The organism is Nocardia sp. JCM 34519.1 (genome assembly GCF_020361265.1).
Classification (GTDB): Bacteria; Actinomycetota; Actinomycetes; order Mycobacteriales; family Mycobacteriaceae; genus Nocardia; species Nocardia arthritidis_A.
In genome coordinates, this window is sequence record NZ_JAIRBR010000005.1 from 98,779 (window position 1) to 114,133 (window position 15,355).

The 15,355-nt window shown below is 67.4% G+C and carries 13 protein-coding genes; 10 read left to right on the forward strand and 3 right to left on the reverse strand.

The genetic code is table 11. The annotated features are described in order from the left end of the window. Positions 1 to 71: 71 nt before the first annotated feature. Positions 72 to 1,262, reverse strand: a complete 1,191-nt coding sequence (locus LGY53_RS15045) for an FAD-dependent monooxygenase (RefSeq protein ID WP_225727311.1) — start codon at positions 1,260 to 1,262, stop codon at positions 72 to 74. A 117-nt stretch (positions 1,263 to 1,379) separates the two neighbouring features. Here LGY53_RS15045 and LGY53_RS15050 point away from each other — a divergent pair, with 117 nt between their 5' ends. Next, positions 1,380 to 1,940: a MarR family winged helix-turn-helix transcriptional regulator gene (locus LGY53_RS15050; protein ID WP_225727312.1), complete on the forward strand. Its 561-nt coding sequence runs from the start codon at positions 1,380 to 1,382 to the stop codon at positions 1,938 to 1,940. 16 nt (positions 1,941 to 1,956) lie between these two features. Here LGY53_RS15050 and LGY53_RS15055 read toward each other — a convergent pair whose 3' ends face one another. Beyond that, complete coding sequence (locus tag LGY53_RS15055; RefSeq protein WP_225727313.1) at positions 1,957 to 2,091, reverse strand: FAD-dependent oxidoreductase; 135 nt, start codon at positions 2,089 to 2,091, stop codon at positions 1,957 to 1,959. A 170-nt stretch (positions 2,092 to 2,261) separates the two neighbouring features. Here LGY53_RS15055 and LGY53_RS15060 point away from each other — a divergent pair, with 170 nt between their 5' ends. The 9 genes from LGY53_RS15060 (at position 2,262) to LGY53_RS15100 (ending at position 14,738) form a co-directional block, all read left to right on the forward strand. Further along, on the forward strand, positions 2,262 to 4,478 hold the full coding sequence (locus LGY53_RS15060; protein ID WP_225727314.1) for a bifunctional SulP family inorganic anion transporter/carbonic anhydrase: 2,217 nt from the start codon (positions 2,262 to 2,264) through the stop codon (positions 4,476 to 4,478). Positions 4,479 to 4,726: 248 nt separating this feature from the next. Further along, positions 4,727 to 6,979: a bifunctional SulP family inorganic anion transporter/carbonic anhydrase gene (locus LGY53_RS15065; protein WP_225727315.1), complete on the forward strand. Its 2,253-nt coding sequence runs from the start codon at positions 4,727 to 4,729 to the stop codon at positions 6,977 to 6,979. 433 nt (positions 6,980 to 7,412) lie between these two features. Continuing rightward, a complete protein-coding gene (locus tag LGY53_RS15070; RefSeq protein WP_225727316.1) occupies positions 7,413 to 8,072 on the forward strand; it encodes a (2Fe-2S)-binding protein in 660 nt (219 codons plus the stop codon). Between the two features lie 220 nt (positions 8,073 to 8,292). Next, positions 8,293 to 10,344, forward strand: a complete 2,052-nt coding sequence (gene thrS, locus LGY53_RS15075; RefSeq protein WP_225727317.1) for a threonine--tRNA ligase — start codon at positions 8,293 to 8,295, stop codon at positions 10,342 to 10,344. Positions 10,345 to 10,374: 30 nt separating this feature from the next. Further along, entirely contained in the window at positions 10,375 to 10,950 is a 576-nt protein-coding gene (locus LGY53_RS15080; protein WP_167476082.1) for an HIT domain-containing protein, read from the forward strand. A 32-nt stretch (positions 10,951 to 10,982) separates the two neighbouring features. Next, entirely contained in the window at positions 10,983 to 11,648 is a 666-nt protein-coding gene (gene pgsA / locus LGY53_RS15085; protein WP_225727318.1) for a phosphatidylinositol phosphate synthase, read from the forward strand. Then, positions 11,645 to 12,598: a phosphatidylinositol mannoside acyltransferase gene (locus LGY53_RS15090; protein ID WP_225727319.1), complete on the forward strand. Its 954-nt coding sequence runs from the start codon at positions 11,645 to 11,647 to the stop codon at positions 12,596 to 12,598. The genes pgsA and LGY53_RS15090 overlap by 4 nt, the downstream gene beginning before the upstream one ends. After that, positions 12,595 to 13,719 (forward strand): glycosyltransferase family 4 protein, encoded by a 1,125-nt coding sequence (locus LGY53_RS15095; protein WP_225727320.1) that lies wholly within the window; start codon positions 12,595 to 12,597, stop codon positions 13,717 to 13,719. The genes LGY53_RS15090 and LGY53_RS15095 overlap by 4 nt, the downstream gene beginning before the upstream one ends. Further along, positions 13,719 to 14,738, forward strand: a complete 1,020-nt coding sequence (locus LGY53_RS15100) for an NUDIX hydrolase (protein ID WP_225727620.1) — start codon at positions 13,719 to 13,721, stop codon at positions 14,736 to 14,738. The genes LGY53_RS15095 and LGY53_RS15100 overlap by 1 nt, the downstream gene beginning before the upstream one ends. Positions 14,739 to 14,740: 2 nt before the next feature. Here LGY53_RS15100 and LGY53_RS15105 read toward each other — a convergent pair whose 3' ends face one another. After that, the gene (locus LGY53_RS15105; protein ID WP_225727321.1) at positions 14,741 to 15,256 is read right to left on the reverse strand and encodes a hypothetical protein; all 516 of its coding nucleotides are present in this window, start codon (positions 15,254 to 15,256) and stop codon (positions 14,741 to 14,743) included. Positions 15,257 to 15,355 lie beyond the last annotated feature (99 nt).

Genomic DNA, 15,355 nt, shown 5'->3' on the forward strand with positions numbered 1-15,355 from the left:
CGTAGCCAATCAGATTGCCGCACAGGCTAATTCGAGTCGATCTGGCTCACCTCAGCGGACCGCGCTGCGGATCATACCGGCGTCGGCAGTCCGGCTGCCGCGTCGTAGTCGTAGAGCCAGTCGAGCGTTCGGTGGGTAGCGATGCGCCGGAACATGAACGGCATCAGCGCATCCGCGGCCACGCGGGCGATCGGGCCGAGCGCCTTGGATCGTGCGCTGCGCGCGCCGTACCGGACGACGCGGTCGACCCTGTCTCGCCGCGCGTTTTCGTAGCCGCGGAAGGCGGCGTCGATGGAGTCGGATGCGCGCAGATGTCCGGACAGGACCACCGCGTCCTCGATCGCCATCGAAGCGCCTTGTCCCGAGTTGGGCGATGCGCAGTGCGCGGCGTCGCCGATGATCATCATGCGATCCCGGTGCCACACCGGCGCCGGCGGGAGCAGACGGCTGACCCGCGGCCGCAGCGGACCCTCGGTCATTTCGATGATGGATCGGGCCGGGCCGGCGTCGTCGGCGAATAGCTCCAGCAATCGCCGCTTCCACGCGCCCGAGGACAGTGAGCGCAATTCTTCTCTGGATGGTTCAGGGGTGGTCGGCACATTGGCGAACCACCATGTTCTGCCTCCGGGGCCGCGACCGCAGCCGAAGAAGGCGCGCCGCCCGAAGATCATGGTGATCTCGTTCGATGGGAGATCCATTGCCGCATCGGTGTATCCGCCGCATTCGACCAAGCCCGCGTAGCGCGGGGCGGGTGCATCGGGGTCGATGATGCGACGCACCCGGGAGTATTCGCCGTCCGCGCCGATCAGTGTGGTCCCGGTGGCCGTGCTGCCATCGTCGAACCGCGCAAGCACACCGTCGGCTTCTGGTCCGGCGTCGACCAACCGTCGGCCGTAGGTAATAGGTGCGCCGAGGTCGCGCGCCCGTTCGGTCAGTGCTTCGATCAGCGGAGTCCGGCTGATGGCCAATCCGGCGAGATCGCCGTATTCGGAACCGGCGAACGGTATTGTGCCGAGCCGTTTTCCGCGTCCGCTCCAGACGCTCATCCTGGAGACCAAGAAGCCGCGTTCGAGCACCGGTTCGATGCAGTCGAGATGTCCGAGCGCCCGCAGGCCGTTGGCGGCGATGGCGAGCGAATTGTCTTCGGCCGTAGGGCGATCGCGCGCCTCGTGCACCTCGGCATCGATACCCGCGCGGCGCAGTCCGATCGCGGTGGTGAGGCCGGCGATGCCCGCGCCGATGATCACGACGTTCCCATTCATTGGCATTCCTTGTCGTTGTTCGAGGCCGATGATCGCGCGAGTGGTTCGCGTGATCGATCGCATCCCGGAGTATGCTTCCTTGCATGGGGTAAGTATCTGCATTGGAGAAATATCTGCATGGATGCAACTAAAGATTGCCACGACGACCCGGCGGCGTCAACGGGTGGCGAACACTCGCTCTCGAACGCTTTGCCCCCGGGCCTGTCCAAAGAGCAACTGGCACTGCTCCAACAGGGCGAGTCGATCTATCGCCGATACCTGACGGCGCAGGGCGTCGTGGGTGTGACCATGCCGCGCACGCTCGGATTGGGCGCCACCGATTTCGCGGCGCTGAACCTGATCTCGCTCGCCGGTTCGATGACCGCGGGTGAATTGGCGATCGAGATCGGCCTGAGCACCGGCGCCACCACCCGCCTGATCGATCGGCTCGAACAAGCCGGATGCGTCAAGCGTGTCCGCGACGGCGTCGACCGCCGAAAAGTGGTCATCGAGCCCAGCGACGAACACGGAATGGATTTCGCCGCCGCCCTCGCACCGCTACAGCAGAAGATGGGGCGCGTCTTCGCCGACTACGATCCGGCGCAACTCGCGGTCCTGTTCGACTACTTCGCCAAGGCGACGGCGGTGCTGCGCGAGGCCACCAAAGACCTTCAGTCGAACGATATTTCGCAGCAGTAGCCGCCCGAATATCCGGCTACAGTGCGCGAGCGATCTCCGCTGCCGCGCGGTAACCGCTGCGTACCGCGCCCTCGATCCACCCGGGCAGGTCGGGATCCAATTCGGTGCCCGCGAAATGCAGCCGGGTTGTGTGGGCGTTCGACCCTGTCATCACGTGTGAGGTAGGTCACATTTTGATAGCGGCGATGGCGTCAAATTCCGCAAACCTTTCCGTATGCTTTGCGAAGTCTTTACTATCAGCCCCGGCGCCTCCGCCGCTCGCTTTCGATGCCAGTACATGTTCCACCGGTTACCGGATCGACGATCCGGCGAAGGAGAAATATGTTCGACACCGATTCCGCACCACCGACGTCGCATCCGCTCGCCCGCATCCGTGCGATAGTCCGCGGCGATCTGCCCGCCTCGATCGTGGTATTCCTTGTCGCCCTTCCGCTTTCGCTCGGCGTGGCGCTGGCCTCCGGGGCGCCCGTAGCGGCCGGGCTGATCGCCGCCGCGATCGGCGGGGTGGTCGCCGGACTGCTCGGCGGATCCGCGGTGCAGGTCAGCGGGCCGACCGCGAGCCTGACGGTGGTGGTCGCCGGGAGCGTGCAGCAATTCGGCTGGGCGGCAACGTGTTTCATTACGGTGCTGGCGGGCCTGGTGCAGATCGGTTTCGGGTTGAGCCGGATCGCGCGCGGGACGCTGGCCATCGCGCCGGTGGTGGTGCACGCGATGCTGGCCGGGATCGGCGTGCTCATCGCGCTGCAGCAGGTGCACGTTCTGCTCGGCGGCACCTCGCTGAGCAGCGCGGCGGCCAGCCTGAGCCAGCTGCCGCACCAGTTGATGTCGGTGCACGGCGGCGACCTGTGCATCGGGCTGGTGGTGATCGCCATCCTCATCGGATGGAAATTCGTGCCGCGCAGGCTGCGGGCGGTGCCGGGACCGCTGGTGGCCGTGGTGGTGGCGACGCTGCTCGCGCCGCTGCTGCCGACCCGCGTCGAACACCTCGTCCTCGACGGATCGCTGCTGGATGCGGTCGGTCCGCCCGCGCTCCCGTCCGGGAGCTGGCTCGCCATCGCGCTCACCGCGGTGACGATCGCGCTCATCGCCAGCGTGGAGTCGCTGCTCTCGGCGGTCGCCGTCGACAAACTCGCACCGGGCCGCCGCACCAACCTGGACCGCGAACTGATCGGGCAGGGTGCGGCGAATATGACGTCCGGGCTGCTGGGCGGGCTGCCGGTGGCGGCGGTGATCGTGCGCAGCATCACCAATGCCAACGCGGGCGCGCGATCCAGGGCGGCCACCGTCATGCACGGAGTGTGGATCCTGCTGTTCGCGATCGCGTTCGCCGGTGCGGTGCAACGGATTCCGAAGGCCGCGCTGGCCGGACTGCTCATCCTGATCGGGGTGCAGCTGATCAAACTGGCGCATATCCGGCTGGCCCGCCGCACCGGCGACCTCTACGTCTACCTGGCGACGGTACTCGGCGTCGTATTCCTGAATCTGTTGGCGGGCATGGTGATCGGACTGGTACTCGCCTTCGCGCTGCTGCTGTGGCGGGTGGTGCGGGTGACGATCATCGCCGAACCCGTCGCCAGCGCCCGCCGCTGGGTGGTCACCATCGATGGCACCTGCACCTTCCTCGCGCTGCCCAAGCTGAGCGCCGAACTCGCCAAGGTCCCCGCCGGTGCGGACGTCACCGTCGAGATGACCGTCGACTTCCTCGACCACGCCGCATGCGAACTGATCACCGACTGGGCGCGTGCCCGCGAATCCGATGGCACCACAGTCGATTTCGTAGAGATCGGCGCGGCGCGGATGGCGGGGGCGCTATCCGGGCCGCCGCAGCGCGCGCACTCTCGCAAGGTGCTGGACGAGGTGCTCGGGCCGTGGCGGCGCAACGGTAACCGGGTGGATCCGATCGTCGCGGGCATCGCCGCGTACCACCGCGGGCACGCGCATCTCATGCGGCCGCATCTGGACGGGCTGCGCCACCGCCCCGATGCCGATACCTTCTTCCTCACCTGTGCCGACGCCAGGATCGTCCCGAACGTCATCACCAACAGCGGTCCCGGCGATCTGTTCACCGTCCGCAACGTCGGCAATCTGGTGCCGGTGGACGGCACCGACTCCTCGGTGGAGGCCGGGCTCATCTACGCGCTGGAGAAGTTGGACGTGCGCGCCGTCGTGGTCTGCGGGCATTCCAGCTGCGGCGCCATGGACGCGCTGTATCGGCGGGTGCAGGCCGGGCCGGGGCTAGGGGATTGGCTGGCGCACGCGCGGCCGAGCCTGGCGCGGTTCCGGTCGGGTCATCCGGTGGCGGCCGCCGCGGCCGCCGCGGGCTTCCCGGAGGTCGACCAGCTGGCCATGGTGAACGTCGCGCTGCAACTGGAGACGCTGCACCGGCATCCGGCCGTGCGCCGCGGCATCGAGGACCGCGGGGTCGCGGTATCCGGCCTGTTCTTCGACCTCGCCACCGCAAGGGTGATCGAGGTGACGATCGACGGAATAGCCGACTTCGACGATATGGGTGACCGGGTCGCCGCCGAACCGGTCTGACGTCCAACATGCGGTGATCGCGCGATCTGTGACGCGGTTCACCTGGTGTGCGACCCATTCCTGCGGGCACCATTGAACCCTCAGCCTTTGCTAAGTCTTTACCATTAGCCTGGCCGAGGTTTAAATCTCGACCCGTTGCCGTGTCGAGAGCTGCTTCACCGCGAGATGCCGGTTCGCGGTCCATTGCCCTGCAGGACATTGATCGTCAACCGACCTCGGCGCACCGCCGAGTCGGCGAAGGAGAAGTCATGGCCATCCAGCACGATGCCGCCCCACCAGGCACCGATGCTCGCTCACCCGGGGGACTGCACCGCTCGCCGTCCACGGGTAACTCATTGTTGAATTCGATTCTGCGCCACGATCTTCCCGCATCGATCGTGGTATTCCTGGTCGCGTTGCCGCTGTCCCTCGGCATCGCCGTCGCCTCCGGCGCGCCGGTCGCCGCCGGACTCATCGCCGCCGTGATCGGCGGCATCGTCGCGGGCTCGCTCGGCGGATCGCCGCTGCAGGTCAGCGGGCCCGCGGCGGGTCTGACCGTAGTGGTCGCCGAATCGATCAACCAATTCGGTTGGCGAGTCACCTCTTTCATCGTGGTCGCGGCCGGTGTGCTGCAGATCCTGTTCGGGCTCAGCCGGATCGCCCGCGCCGCGCTGGCCGTCGCGCCCGTCGTCGTGCACGCGATGCTGGCCGGTATCGGTATCACCATCGCGCTGCAGCAGATTCACGTACTGCTCGGTGGATCGTCGCACAGCAGCGCGTTCGAGAACCTCACCGAGCTGCCGGGGCAGTTGCTGAACCTGCACGGCGGCGACGCCTTCATCGGCGCGGTCGTCATCGCCGTGATGCTCGGCTGGCGCTACCTGCCGCCCAAGGTCCGAATCGTGCCAGGACCTTTGGTCGCGGTACTCGCCGGAACCATTCTCTCCCTGGTGTTTTCGACCGGCGCAGAACGAATCGCGTTGAACGGATCGCTGTTCGACGCCATCCAGCTGCCGAATCTGCCCAGCGGCAACTGGTCCGCCGTCGCGCTGATGGTGCTCACCATCGCGCTCATCGCCTCCGTGGAGTCTCTACTATCGGCCGTCGCCGTCGACAAGATGCACACCGGCGCCCGCACCGATTTCGACCGGGAGCTGATCGGCCAGGGTTCGGCCAATGTGCTGTCCGGCCTGCTCGGCGGCCTGCCGGTGACCGGCGTGATCGTGCGCAGCGCCACCAACGTGCAGGCGGGTGCGCGCAGCCGCGCCTCCGCGATCATGCACGGCTGCTGGATCCTGCTGTTCTCCGTCGCGCTGGCCGGGGTGGTGCAGCAGATTCCGAAGGCGGCGCTGGCTGGCCTGCTGATCGTCATCGGCACCCAGTTGGTGAAGCTCGCGCATATCAAGCTGGCGCGGCGCACCGGCGACCTGCTGGTCTACGCGGTCACCGTGCTCGGCGTCGTCTTCCTGAACCTGCTCGAGGGTGTGCTCATCGGCCTGGCGCTGGCCTTCGCCCTGCTGCTGTGGCGGGTGGTGCGGGTACTCATCGAGGCGTACGAGGTGCCGGGCACCGGACGTTGGCTGATCCGCATCGACGGCTCGTGCACCTTCCTCGCGCTGCCGAAGCTGTCCGCGGAACTGGCGAAGGTCCCGGCCGGTGCGGATGTCACCGTCGAAATGACCGTCGACTTCCTCGACCACGCCGCGTTCGAGGCCATCGAGGTGTGGCAGCACCAGCAGGAAAGCGGCGGCGGCCGAGTCGAATTCGTGGAGATGGGCAGTGCGCGGATGGCGCATGCGGTGGCCGGACCGCCCAAGCGCGGATTCGGGCGGGCGATCTGGGACGAGGTGCTCGGCCCGTGGCGGCGCGACGTGCCGAACGACAATCCGATAGCCGCGGGCATCGCGCACTTCAACCGCAGTCACGCCCACGTGGTGCGCCCGCACCTCGACGAGCTGCGCGACCGGCAGGATCCCGATTCCTTCTTCCTCACCTGCTCGGATTCCCGGGTGGTGCCGAACGTCATCACCAACAGCGGCCCCGGCGATCTGTTCACCGTCCGCAACATCGGCAACCTGGTGCCCGAACACGGTGACGCATCGGTGGAATCCGCGCTGCTCTTCGCGCTGCAGAAGTTGAGCGTCCGAACGATCGTGGTGTGCGGGCACTCGTCCTGCGGCGCGATGGCGGCGGTCCATTCCGGCGCGGCCGTCGGCGCGAGTATCGACACCTGGCTGGCCCACGCCCGCCCGAGCCTGGAGCGCTTCCACGCCGGCCACCCCGTCGCGCGTGCGGCGGCCGCCGCCGGTTTCGGTGAGGTGGATCAGCTCAGCATGGTGAACGTCGCGGTGCAGGTGCACACCCTGCACCGGCACCCCGTCGTCCGCAAGGCGATGGCCGAGCGCGGCGTGACCGTCACCGGCCTGTTCTTCGATATCGCCGGCGCGAGGGTCATCGAGGTGACCGAGGACGGATTGGCGAGCATCGAGGACACCGAGCCCCGAAGCGCCGAACTCGTCTGAGCCACAACGAAACCCGCCCGGTCGCCGACCGGGCGGGTTTCCGCCCCGGTTGGGGAGCTACCGCCCCGCGCCTGTCTGGGGCAATCCAGTCGTCGTAGCGACGCAACCGCAAACCGGCGTGCCGATCACTCGTCGGCGACACGATCGTCGCATCCCTTCGGCGCTGATTTCGGGCGTGCCCTCTGGTGCGCGGAGGCGGAGCGATCTACGCTAAGCCTCGCCTAACTGGATTACGGCGTGTCGCCGGGTTGGCCGGTCGGGTGAAGCTATCAGTCGGAACGCGAATCCTCTTGTGCGGCAGCGTGTTCCGAATCGGGTCCGCCGAGGTGGCGGGCGGTGGCCGGTATACGTGCGGCGACGCGGGTAACGCGACACCATAGGTAATAGGGAAATCTCGAGATCGGCGCTGGATCGGAGTCGGATGGCAATGGTTATGCAGTCCCCAGTCGAGATGCACACCGTCCCCGGACGAATGCTCACCCAGCCGGAATGGTTGACCGCGCGGATCGCGGAAATGGGCGAGTCCTGGGGTACCGCCGCACCGCGGATCGCGGGGACGCTGTGGTGGTGCATGGTGGCATCGGCGCTGGTCGAACAGCTGGCGGCGGCCTATGCGACCGGTGGTGTCGCGCCGGTGCCCGAGCTGAGTCGACTGGACTGCGAGGTGCGGCCCGACGGCGGTATCGATCGGGTCAACGTGCCGGGCGAGCCCGCCGCATCCGAAGCGGCTGCGCCCGAACCGTTTCACGCCGTGGCCGCCGCGGCGCTGCGGGAAACCCTCGCCGCGGTGATCCCGGCCGTCGCCGCGGTATCCGGCGCCGGTGTGCCCGCGCTGTGGGCGATCGTGGCCGACGCCATCGGCAATCGCGCGCTGGACTCCGGCTCGCCCGAGGCCGGCGCGCGGCTGGCGACGGCCGTCGGCGGGAAACTCCCGGTGCCGCGCTTCGTCGAAATCGGCGGGCGCACCTTCGTCAAACGCATCTCGTGCTGCCTGGTCTTCGAGGTGCCGGGCCGCGATATGTGCACCAGTTGCCCGAAACGCGCTGCGGCGGAACGTGAAACGTTGCTCGCCGAACTGGCCGCGCAGGGCTGAGCCGCCCGGGAACACGCCGCGCACGCTGCGCCTTCGCCCGGGAAAGCCATTACCGTGTGCGACGGGCCGCGGTGCACGATGATCCATCGGCACGTGGTCGAGACCGTGCCGATAGCATGGTCGCGCCGGAGTGAAAACGCGCTCCGGGGACGACCCGCGGGCACCGGCCCGCGACAGCGCGGGAATCCGCCCGCACGAAGACGCCAAGGAGAGCGCCGCCGTGACCACCTCGAACGCCAAAAGTCCTGTCGCCCGCGTCCGGGTCGCAGCCGGGACGACGGCGGGCACTGCGGTGCGGGAGGCGGGCCTCCCTACTAAAGGACCGGACACCATCGTGGTGGTCCGGTACGACGGTGAGCTCAAGGACCTGTCCTGGACCCCCGATACCGACGTCGAGGTGGAGGCGGTCGCCGCGGACACCCCGGACGGCCGCAACGTGATCCGGCATTCCACCGCGCATGTGCTCGCCCAGGCCGTGCAGCAGGAGTTTCCGGGCGCCAAGCTCGGCATCGGCCCCTTCATCAAGGACGGCTTCTACTACGACTTCCAGGTGGACCGCCCGTTCACCCCGGAGGATCTGGCCAAGCTGGAAACCAGGATGAAGAAGATCATCAAAGGCGCGCAACGCTTTTCGCGCCGGGTGGTCGAGGTCGACGACGCCCGTGTCGAACTGGCGAAGGAGCCGTTCAAGCTGGAGCTGATCGGCGACAAATCCGGTATCGACGATCCGGAGGTCATGGAGGTCGGCGGCAAAGAGCTGACCATCTACGACAACCTGGATCCCCGCACCGGCGAACGCATCTGGGCCGATCTGTGCCGCGGGCCGCACATCCCGACCACCAAATTCATTCCGGCGTTCAAGCTCACCCGCAGCTCGGCCGCGTACTGGCGCGGCGATCAGAGCCGGGAGGATCTGCAGCGCGTCTACGGCACCGCATGGGAATCGCAGGAGGCGCTGGACGAGCACCTGCACCTGTTGGCCGAGGCCGAGCGGCGCGACCACCGCAAGCTCGGCCTGGAGCTGGATCTGTTCAGCTTCCCCGACGAATTGGGTTCGGGTCTGCCGGTTTTCCATCCCAAGGGCGGCATCATCCGCAAGGAGATGGAGGAGTACTCGCGCCAGCGGCATGTCGCCGCCGGATACGAATTCGTCAATACCCCGCATATCACCAAGGGACATCTGTTCGAGGTCTCCGGTCACCTGGACTGGTATCGCGACGGCATGTTCCCGGCCATGCATCTGGACGCCGAACTCAATGAGGACGGCACCGTCCGCAAGCCCGGCCAGGACTACTACGTCAAGCCGATGAACTGTCCGATGCACAACCTGATCTTCCGTTCCCGCGGCCGGTCCTACCGCGAACTTCCGTTGCGGCTGTTCGAATTCGGCTCGGTCTACCGCTACGAGAAGTCCGGCGTGGTGCACGGTCTTACCCGGGTGCGCGGTATGACTCAGGATGACGCGCACATCTACTGCACCAAGGAGCAGATGCACGCCGAGCTGACCAGCACGCTGCAATTCGTGCTGGATCTGCTGAAGGACTACGGCCTGGACGACTTCTACCTCGAGCTGTCGACCAAGGACCCCAAGAAGTTCGTCGGCTCCGACGAGATCTGGGAGGAGGCCACCGAAACCCTGTCCAAGGTGGCCTCGGCCTCCGGACTCGAACTGGTGCCCGATCCGGGCGGCGCGGCCTTCTACGGCCCGAAGATCTCGGTGCAGGCCAAGGACGCACTGGGCCGCACCTGGCAGATGTCGACCATCCAGTTGGATTTCAACCTGCCGGAACGGTTCGAACTGGAATACACCGCATCCGACGGCACCAAGCAGCGGCCGGTGATGATCCACCGCGCGCTGTTCGGATCGATCGAGCGCTTCTTCGGCGTGCTCACCGAGCACTACGCCGGTGCGTTCCCGGCCTGGCTCGCACCGGTGCAGGCGGTCGGCATTCCGGTCGCGGAAACCTTTGCGCCGCACCTGGATCGGGTCATCGAAAGGTTGCACGACGCGGGTATCCGCGCCCAGGTGGACCGCAGCGACGACCGGATGCAGAAGAAGATCTTCAACAACACCGCGCAGAAGGTGCCGTTCATGCTGCTGGCGGGCGAGCGGGATGTCACCGCGGGCGCGGTGAGCTTCCGATTCCGCGACGGCACCCAGGTGAACGGCGTCCCGGTCGCCGACGCCGTCGCCACCATCGTCGACTGGGTCGGACGCCGCGAGAACAAGTCGCCGACCGCCGAGGGGTTCGAGATCAAGGGCGGAAAGTGACTTCGGGGATGGCAAGAGGCGGGCGCAGGCATGAGTGACAACAGCGTTCGCGACGACCTCGACGTGGAAGGGGCCATCGTGGACACCGGCGCGGGCGAACCCGATCGGCTGCAACGACTCTGGACGCCGTACCGGATGTCCTACATCGTCGAGGCGGCCGGTGCGGATCGCAAGGACACCACCGGACATCCGTTCACCGACATCCCGAAGATGGCCGATGAGGACGGCCTGGTGATCGCGCGCGGTGAATCGGTGTACGCGGTGCTGAACCTGTACCCGTACAACCCGGGTCACATGATGGTGGTGCCGTACCGCAAGGTCGCGAACCTCGAGGATCTGACCGACGCGGAGGCCGCCGAGCTGATGGCGTTCACCCAGCAGGCGATCCGGGTGATCAAGAAGGTCTCCCGCCCGCACGGCTTCAATGTCGGGCTGAATCTCGGTGGCGTCGCGGGTGGTTCGCTCGCCGACCATCTGCACCAGCACATCGTGCCGCGCTGGGGCGGCGACGCGAACTTCATCACGGTCATCGGCGGTGCGAAGGTGATGCCGCAGCTGCTGCGGGAGACCCGCGCGCTGCTCGCGGCGGCCTGGAAGGAGACGTAGATGCGCCCGATCGAGCAGGAAGTCGGCTAACCGTGCTGAGCTTCTTCGGCCGCGAGACGTTCGCCAAGGCGACCGCGCCGCTCGGCAGAGCGCTGGTGAGCACCGGGCTCACCCCCGATGCGATGACGCTGATCGGCACCACCGCGTCGATCGTGGCCGCGGTCACCCTGTTCCCGACCGGACATCTGTTCTGGGGGACCATGGTGATCTGGCTGTTCGTCATGTTCGACATGCTCGATGGCGCGATGGCGCGGGCGCGCGGCGGCGGCACGAAATACGGTGCGGTGCTCGACGCCACCTGCGATCGCGTCGCCGATGGCGCGATCTTCGCCGGATTGGCCTGGTGGGCGGTGTATCACGAACACCATCGGCCGCTGTTCTTCGCGACGCTCGTCGTGCTGGTGACCTCGCAGGTGATCTCGTATGCGAAGGCGCGCGCCGAGGCCAGCGGGCTGTCCGCGGACGGCGGGATCATCGAGCGGCCGGACCGGTTGATCATCGTGCTGGTCGGCGCGGGATTCACCGGTATCGGCGGCTACTGGGGCATCGATTGGCTCACCTATGCGGTGCATGTGTCCATGTGGATCCTGGCGGTGCTGAGCATCGTCACCGTATTCCAGCGGGTGCTCGCGGTTCGTAATTCGCCCGGTGCGCGAGACGTGATCCCACCGGCACAGAACCCGCAGGAGGCGCGGTGAACCTGGGGGAGTGGGCCAGCGATCTGGCCTATGCGGCGGGCTGGCGGGTGGTGCGCGCGCTGCCGGAGCGGACGGCGCGCGGGCTCTTCGACTGGGGCGCCGACCGGTCCGTCCGCAATGGTGGCCCGATTCAATTGCGGCGCAACCTATCTCGGGTGCTGGGAGTGACGCCGGACGAGGTACCCGACGAGCTGATCCGGGCCAGCATGCGTTCGTACGCGCGCTACTGGCGGGAGGCGTTCCGGCTGCCGTCGATGGACCATTCGGCGATCGACTACTACGTCGGCGGGCTGGAACATCTGGACGCCGCATTGGCGCGGGGCCGGGGCGTCATCCTGTGCCTGCCGCATTCGGGCAACTGGGATATGGCCGGGGTCTGGCTGGTACAGCATTACGGCACCTTCTCGACGGTCACCGAGCGGCTGCGGCCGGAATCGCTGTTCAAGCGGTTCATGGCGTACCGGGAAAGCCTCGGCTTCGAGGTGTTCCCGCTCACCGGTGGTGAGCAGCCGCCCTTCGGTCAGCTCGCGGATCGGTTGCGGCAGAACAAGATTGTGTGTCTGATGGGGGAGCGCGATCTGACGGGTAAGGGGGTTCCGGTGACCTTCTTCGGCGAGCGCACCTGGATGCCCGCCGGTGCGGCCAGGCTGGCCGCGGAAACCGGCGCCGCACTGGTGCCGGTGCACGGCTGGTACATCGTCGAGGCCGACGGGCGGGAGAACTGGGGCCTGAAAACCGAATCGCCCATTGACGTTTCGGTCGGCGTCGCGGCGGCGACGCAGGCGCTGGCCGACCGCTTCGCCGCCAATATCGCCGAGCATCCGGCGGATTGGCATATGCTGCAACCACTTTGGGAGAGCGATCTGTCCGCCGAGCGGCTGGCCAGGATCGCCGCGGCGCAGGCCACCGTCGCGCACGACGGTGTCCGCGAGGGAGATATCGCGCCATGAAGATCGGCATGGTCTGCCCCTATTCGTTCGATGTCCCCGGCGGGGTGCAGGCACATGTGGTCGAGCTGGCGCGGGTGTTGATCGAACGCGGGCATCGGGTGAGCGTGCTCGCCCCCGCCTCGGACGGCACGCCGCTGCCCGATTTCGCGGTCTCGGCGGGCCGGGCCGTCGCCATCCCGTACAACGGCTCGGTGGCGCGGCTTTCGTTCGGGCCGACGGCATACACCAGGATTCGCCGCTGGATCGACGGCAACGATTTCGACGTGCTGCACATCCACGAGCCCAATGCGCCGAGCCTGTCGATGCTCGCGCTGAAGATCGCGGAGGGACCGATTGTCGCGACCTTCCACACCTCCACCACGAAATCGTTGGTGCTCAGCACATTTCAGGGCGTGCTGCGGCCGTATCACGAGAAGATCAGCGGCCGGATCGCGGTATCGGAGCTGGCGCGGCGCTGGCAGGTCGAGGCGCTCGGCTCGGATGCGGTGGAGATCCCCAACGGCGTCGACGTGCCCGCCTTCGCGCGTGCGCCGATGCTGCCGGGCTATCCGCGGCCGGGCCGCAGCGTTCTGTTCCTCGGCCGCTACGACGAACCGCGCAAGGGTATGCAGATCCTGCTGGCCGCGCTGCCGGATCTGGTGCGCAGGCATCCGGATATCGAGATCATGATCGTCGGCCGCGGCGATGAGGAGCGGTTGCGCCGAGAGGCGGGGGAGTACGCGGGGCGTCTGCGGTTCCTCGGGCAGGTGTCCGATGCGGAGAAGGCCTCGGCCATGCGCAGCGCCGACGTCTACGTCGCGCCCAATCTCGGCGGCGAAAGCTTCGGCATCATCCTGATCGAGGCCATGGCGGCCGGAACCGCCGTGGTGGCAAGCGAATTGGATGCCTTCCGCCGAGTGCTGCGCGACGGTGCGGCCGGAATGCTGGTGCCGGTGGGTGATTCGGCCGCGCTGGCGCGCGCGATCCACACCGTGCTCACCGATCGGGAACGCCGGGACACGTTGGTGCGCACGGCCACCCAGGTGGTGGGCGAGTACGACTGGCCGGTGGTGGCCGAGCAGATCCTGCGGGTGTACGAGACCGTCACCGTGGGCGATATCAGGGTGCGTGCCGTCGGATGATCACCTTCTCCGCCACCACGATCCTCGTTCTCGCGCTGCTCGCCGCGGTGATCGTCACCGTCGGTGTCTGGGCCTACTCCACCGCGAACCGGCTCGACCGCCTGCATGTGCGCTCCGATTTGTCCTGGCAGGCATTGGATTCCGCGCTGGCCCGGCGGGCGGTGGTCGCCCGCTCGGTGGCCATGGCACTCGGCGGGGAGCAGGGCAAACAGCTTTCCGGGTTGGCGGACCGGGCCGAGCGTGCCGCCCGCGCCGACCGGGAAACCGCCGAAAACCGGCTCGCCGCAGCGCTTTCCGCGGTCGATATCGAACAGTTGGCGCCGCAACTGGTGGCCGAGCTCGCCGATGCCGAGGCCAGGGTGTTGATCGCCCGGCGCTTCCACAACGACGCCGTCCGCGACACCCTCGCACTGCGCACCCGCCGGCCGGTGCGCGTGCTGCACCTGGGCGGAACTGCGCCGCTGCCAACGTATTTCGAGATCATCGAGCGGGCGACCCCGGCCGCGTCGACCGGTCTGGAGGTGGACACCACCCGCACCTCGGCCCGCGTCGTGCTGCTCGACGAAACCGACCGGGTGCTGCTCATGCGCGGTAACGACCCGAAGACGCCGGGGTCCTCGTTCTGGTTCACCGTCGGCGGCAGTGTCGAGCCCGGTGAATCCCTGCGCAACGCGGCGGTGCGCGAACTGCGTGAGGAGACCGGATTGCGCGCCGATGCGGACGGCCTGCGCGGCCCGATCTGGCGGCGGGTGGCCATCTTTCCGTTCGACGGTGAGCTGATCCGCTCGGAGGAACTATTTTTCGCGCTCAGGGTGCCGAATTACGATCCGGACGGCGGTAACCGCGCCTATTTGGAGAGCCGGTCCATCACCGCCCACAAGTGGTGCACGCCATCCGAAATCGTCGAATTGGACGCCTCCGGCGAGACCGTCTACCCGTACAACCTGGATCAGTTGATCCCCGAGGCCGCCGCCGCGGCATCGAGCGACTCCGATCCCGAGGTTCGCTCGATCCGCTGAAATCAGGCCGCGGCGCGCAGGCTGTCCAGCACCTGCGGCACCGGTTCCAGCACGAGATCCGTTGTCAGCTCACCCGCCTGATCCGCGGTGAGCCGGTGTTCGGTACCGCTCAGGTAACGGGTGCCGTCCCAGTGCATTTCGACATGGGTAAAGGTATTCGGTTGCGCCGCAGCGGGATCGCCGAAGTGGGCGAGCCAGGTGATCTGCTCCGGGGCCACCAGCAGCCTGCCCCGCCAAACGCGGTGGAAGGTCTCGGCCATCGCCGTGAAGTTGTCGGTGAAATCGGTCGTCGCGTGGGCGATGCCGCGCAGATCGGAGGCGATCAGCAGCAAGCTGCCCTTGGCTGGGCGGTAGCCGCGAACCAGGCAGCGGGCCGGGCCCCGGGTGGTGCTCCACTGCACGATCTGGGCCATGCGGTAGCGCGGCCTGCCCTCCGGCAGCGGGCTGTGATCGGGGGTCACCAATCTGGTGCGGCGGACCGCGCAGCAATTCCGCGTCGATTTGTTCCGATTACCCATCACAGCAGCCCCTCTGGCGTCACCCGACCCCTCATCGTTTTCGATTCGGCTTGCGCCGAACGACATTGGCGAGTCTAGGAAGTGAATCGATCGGGCAAC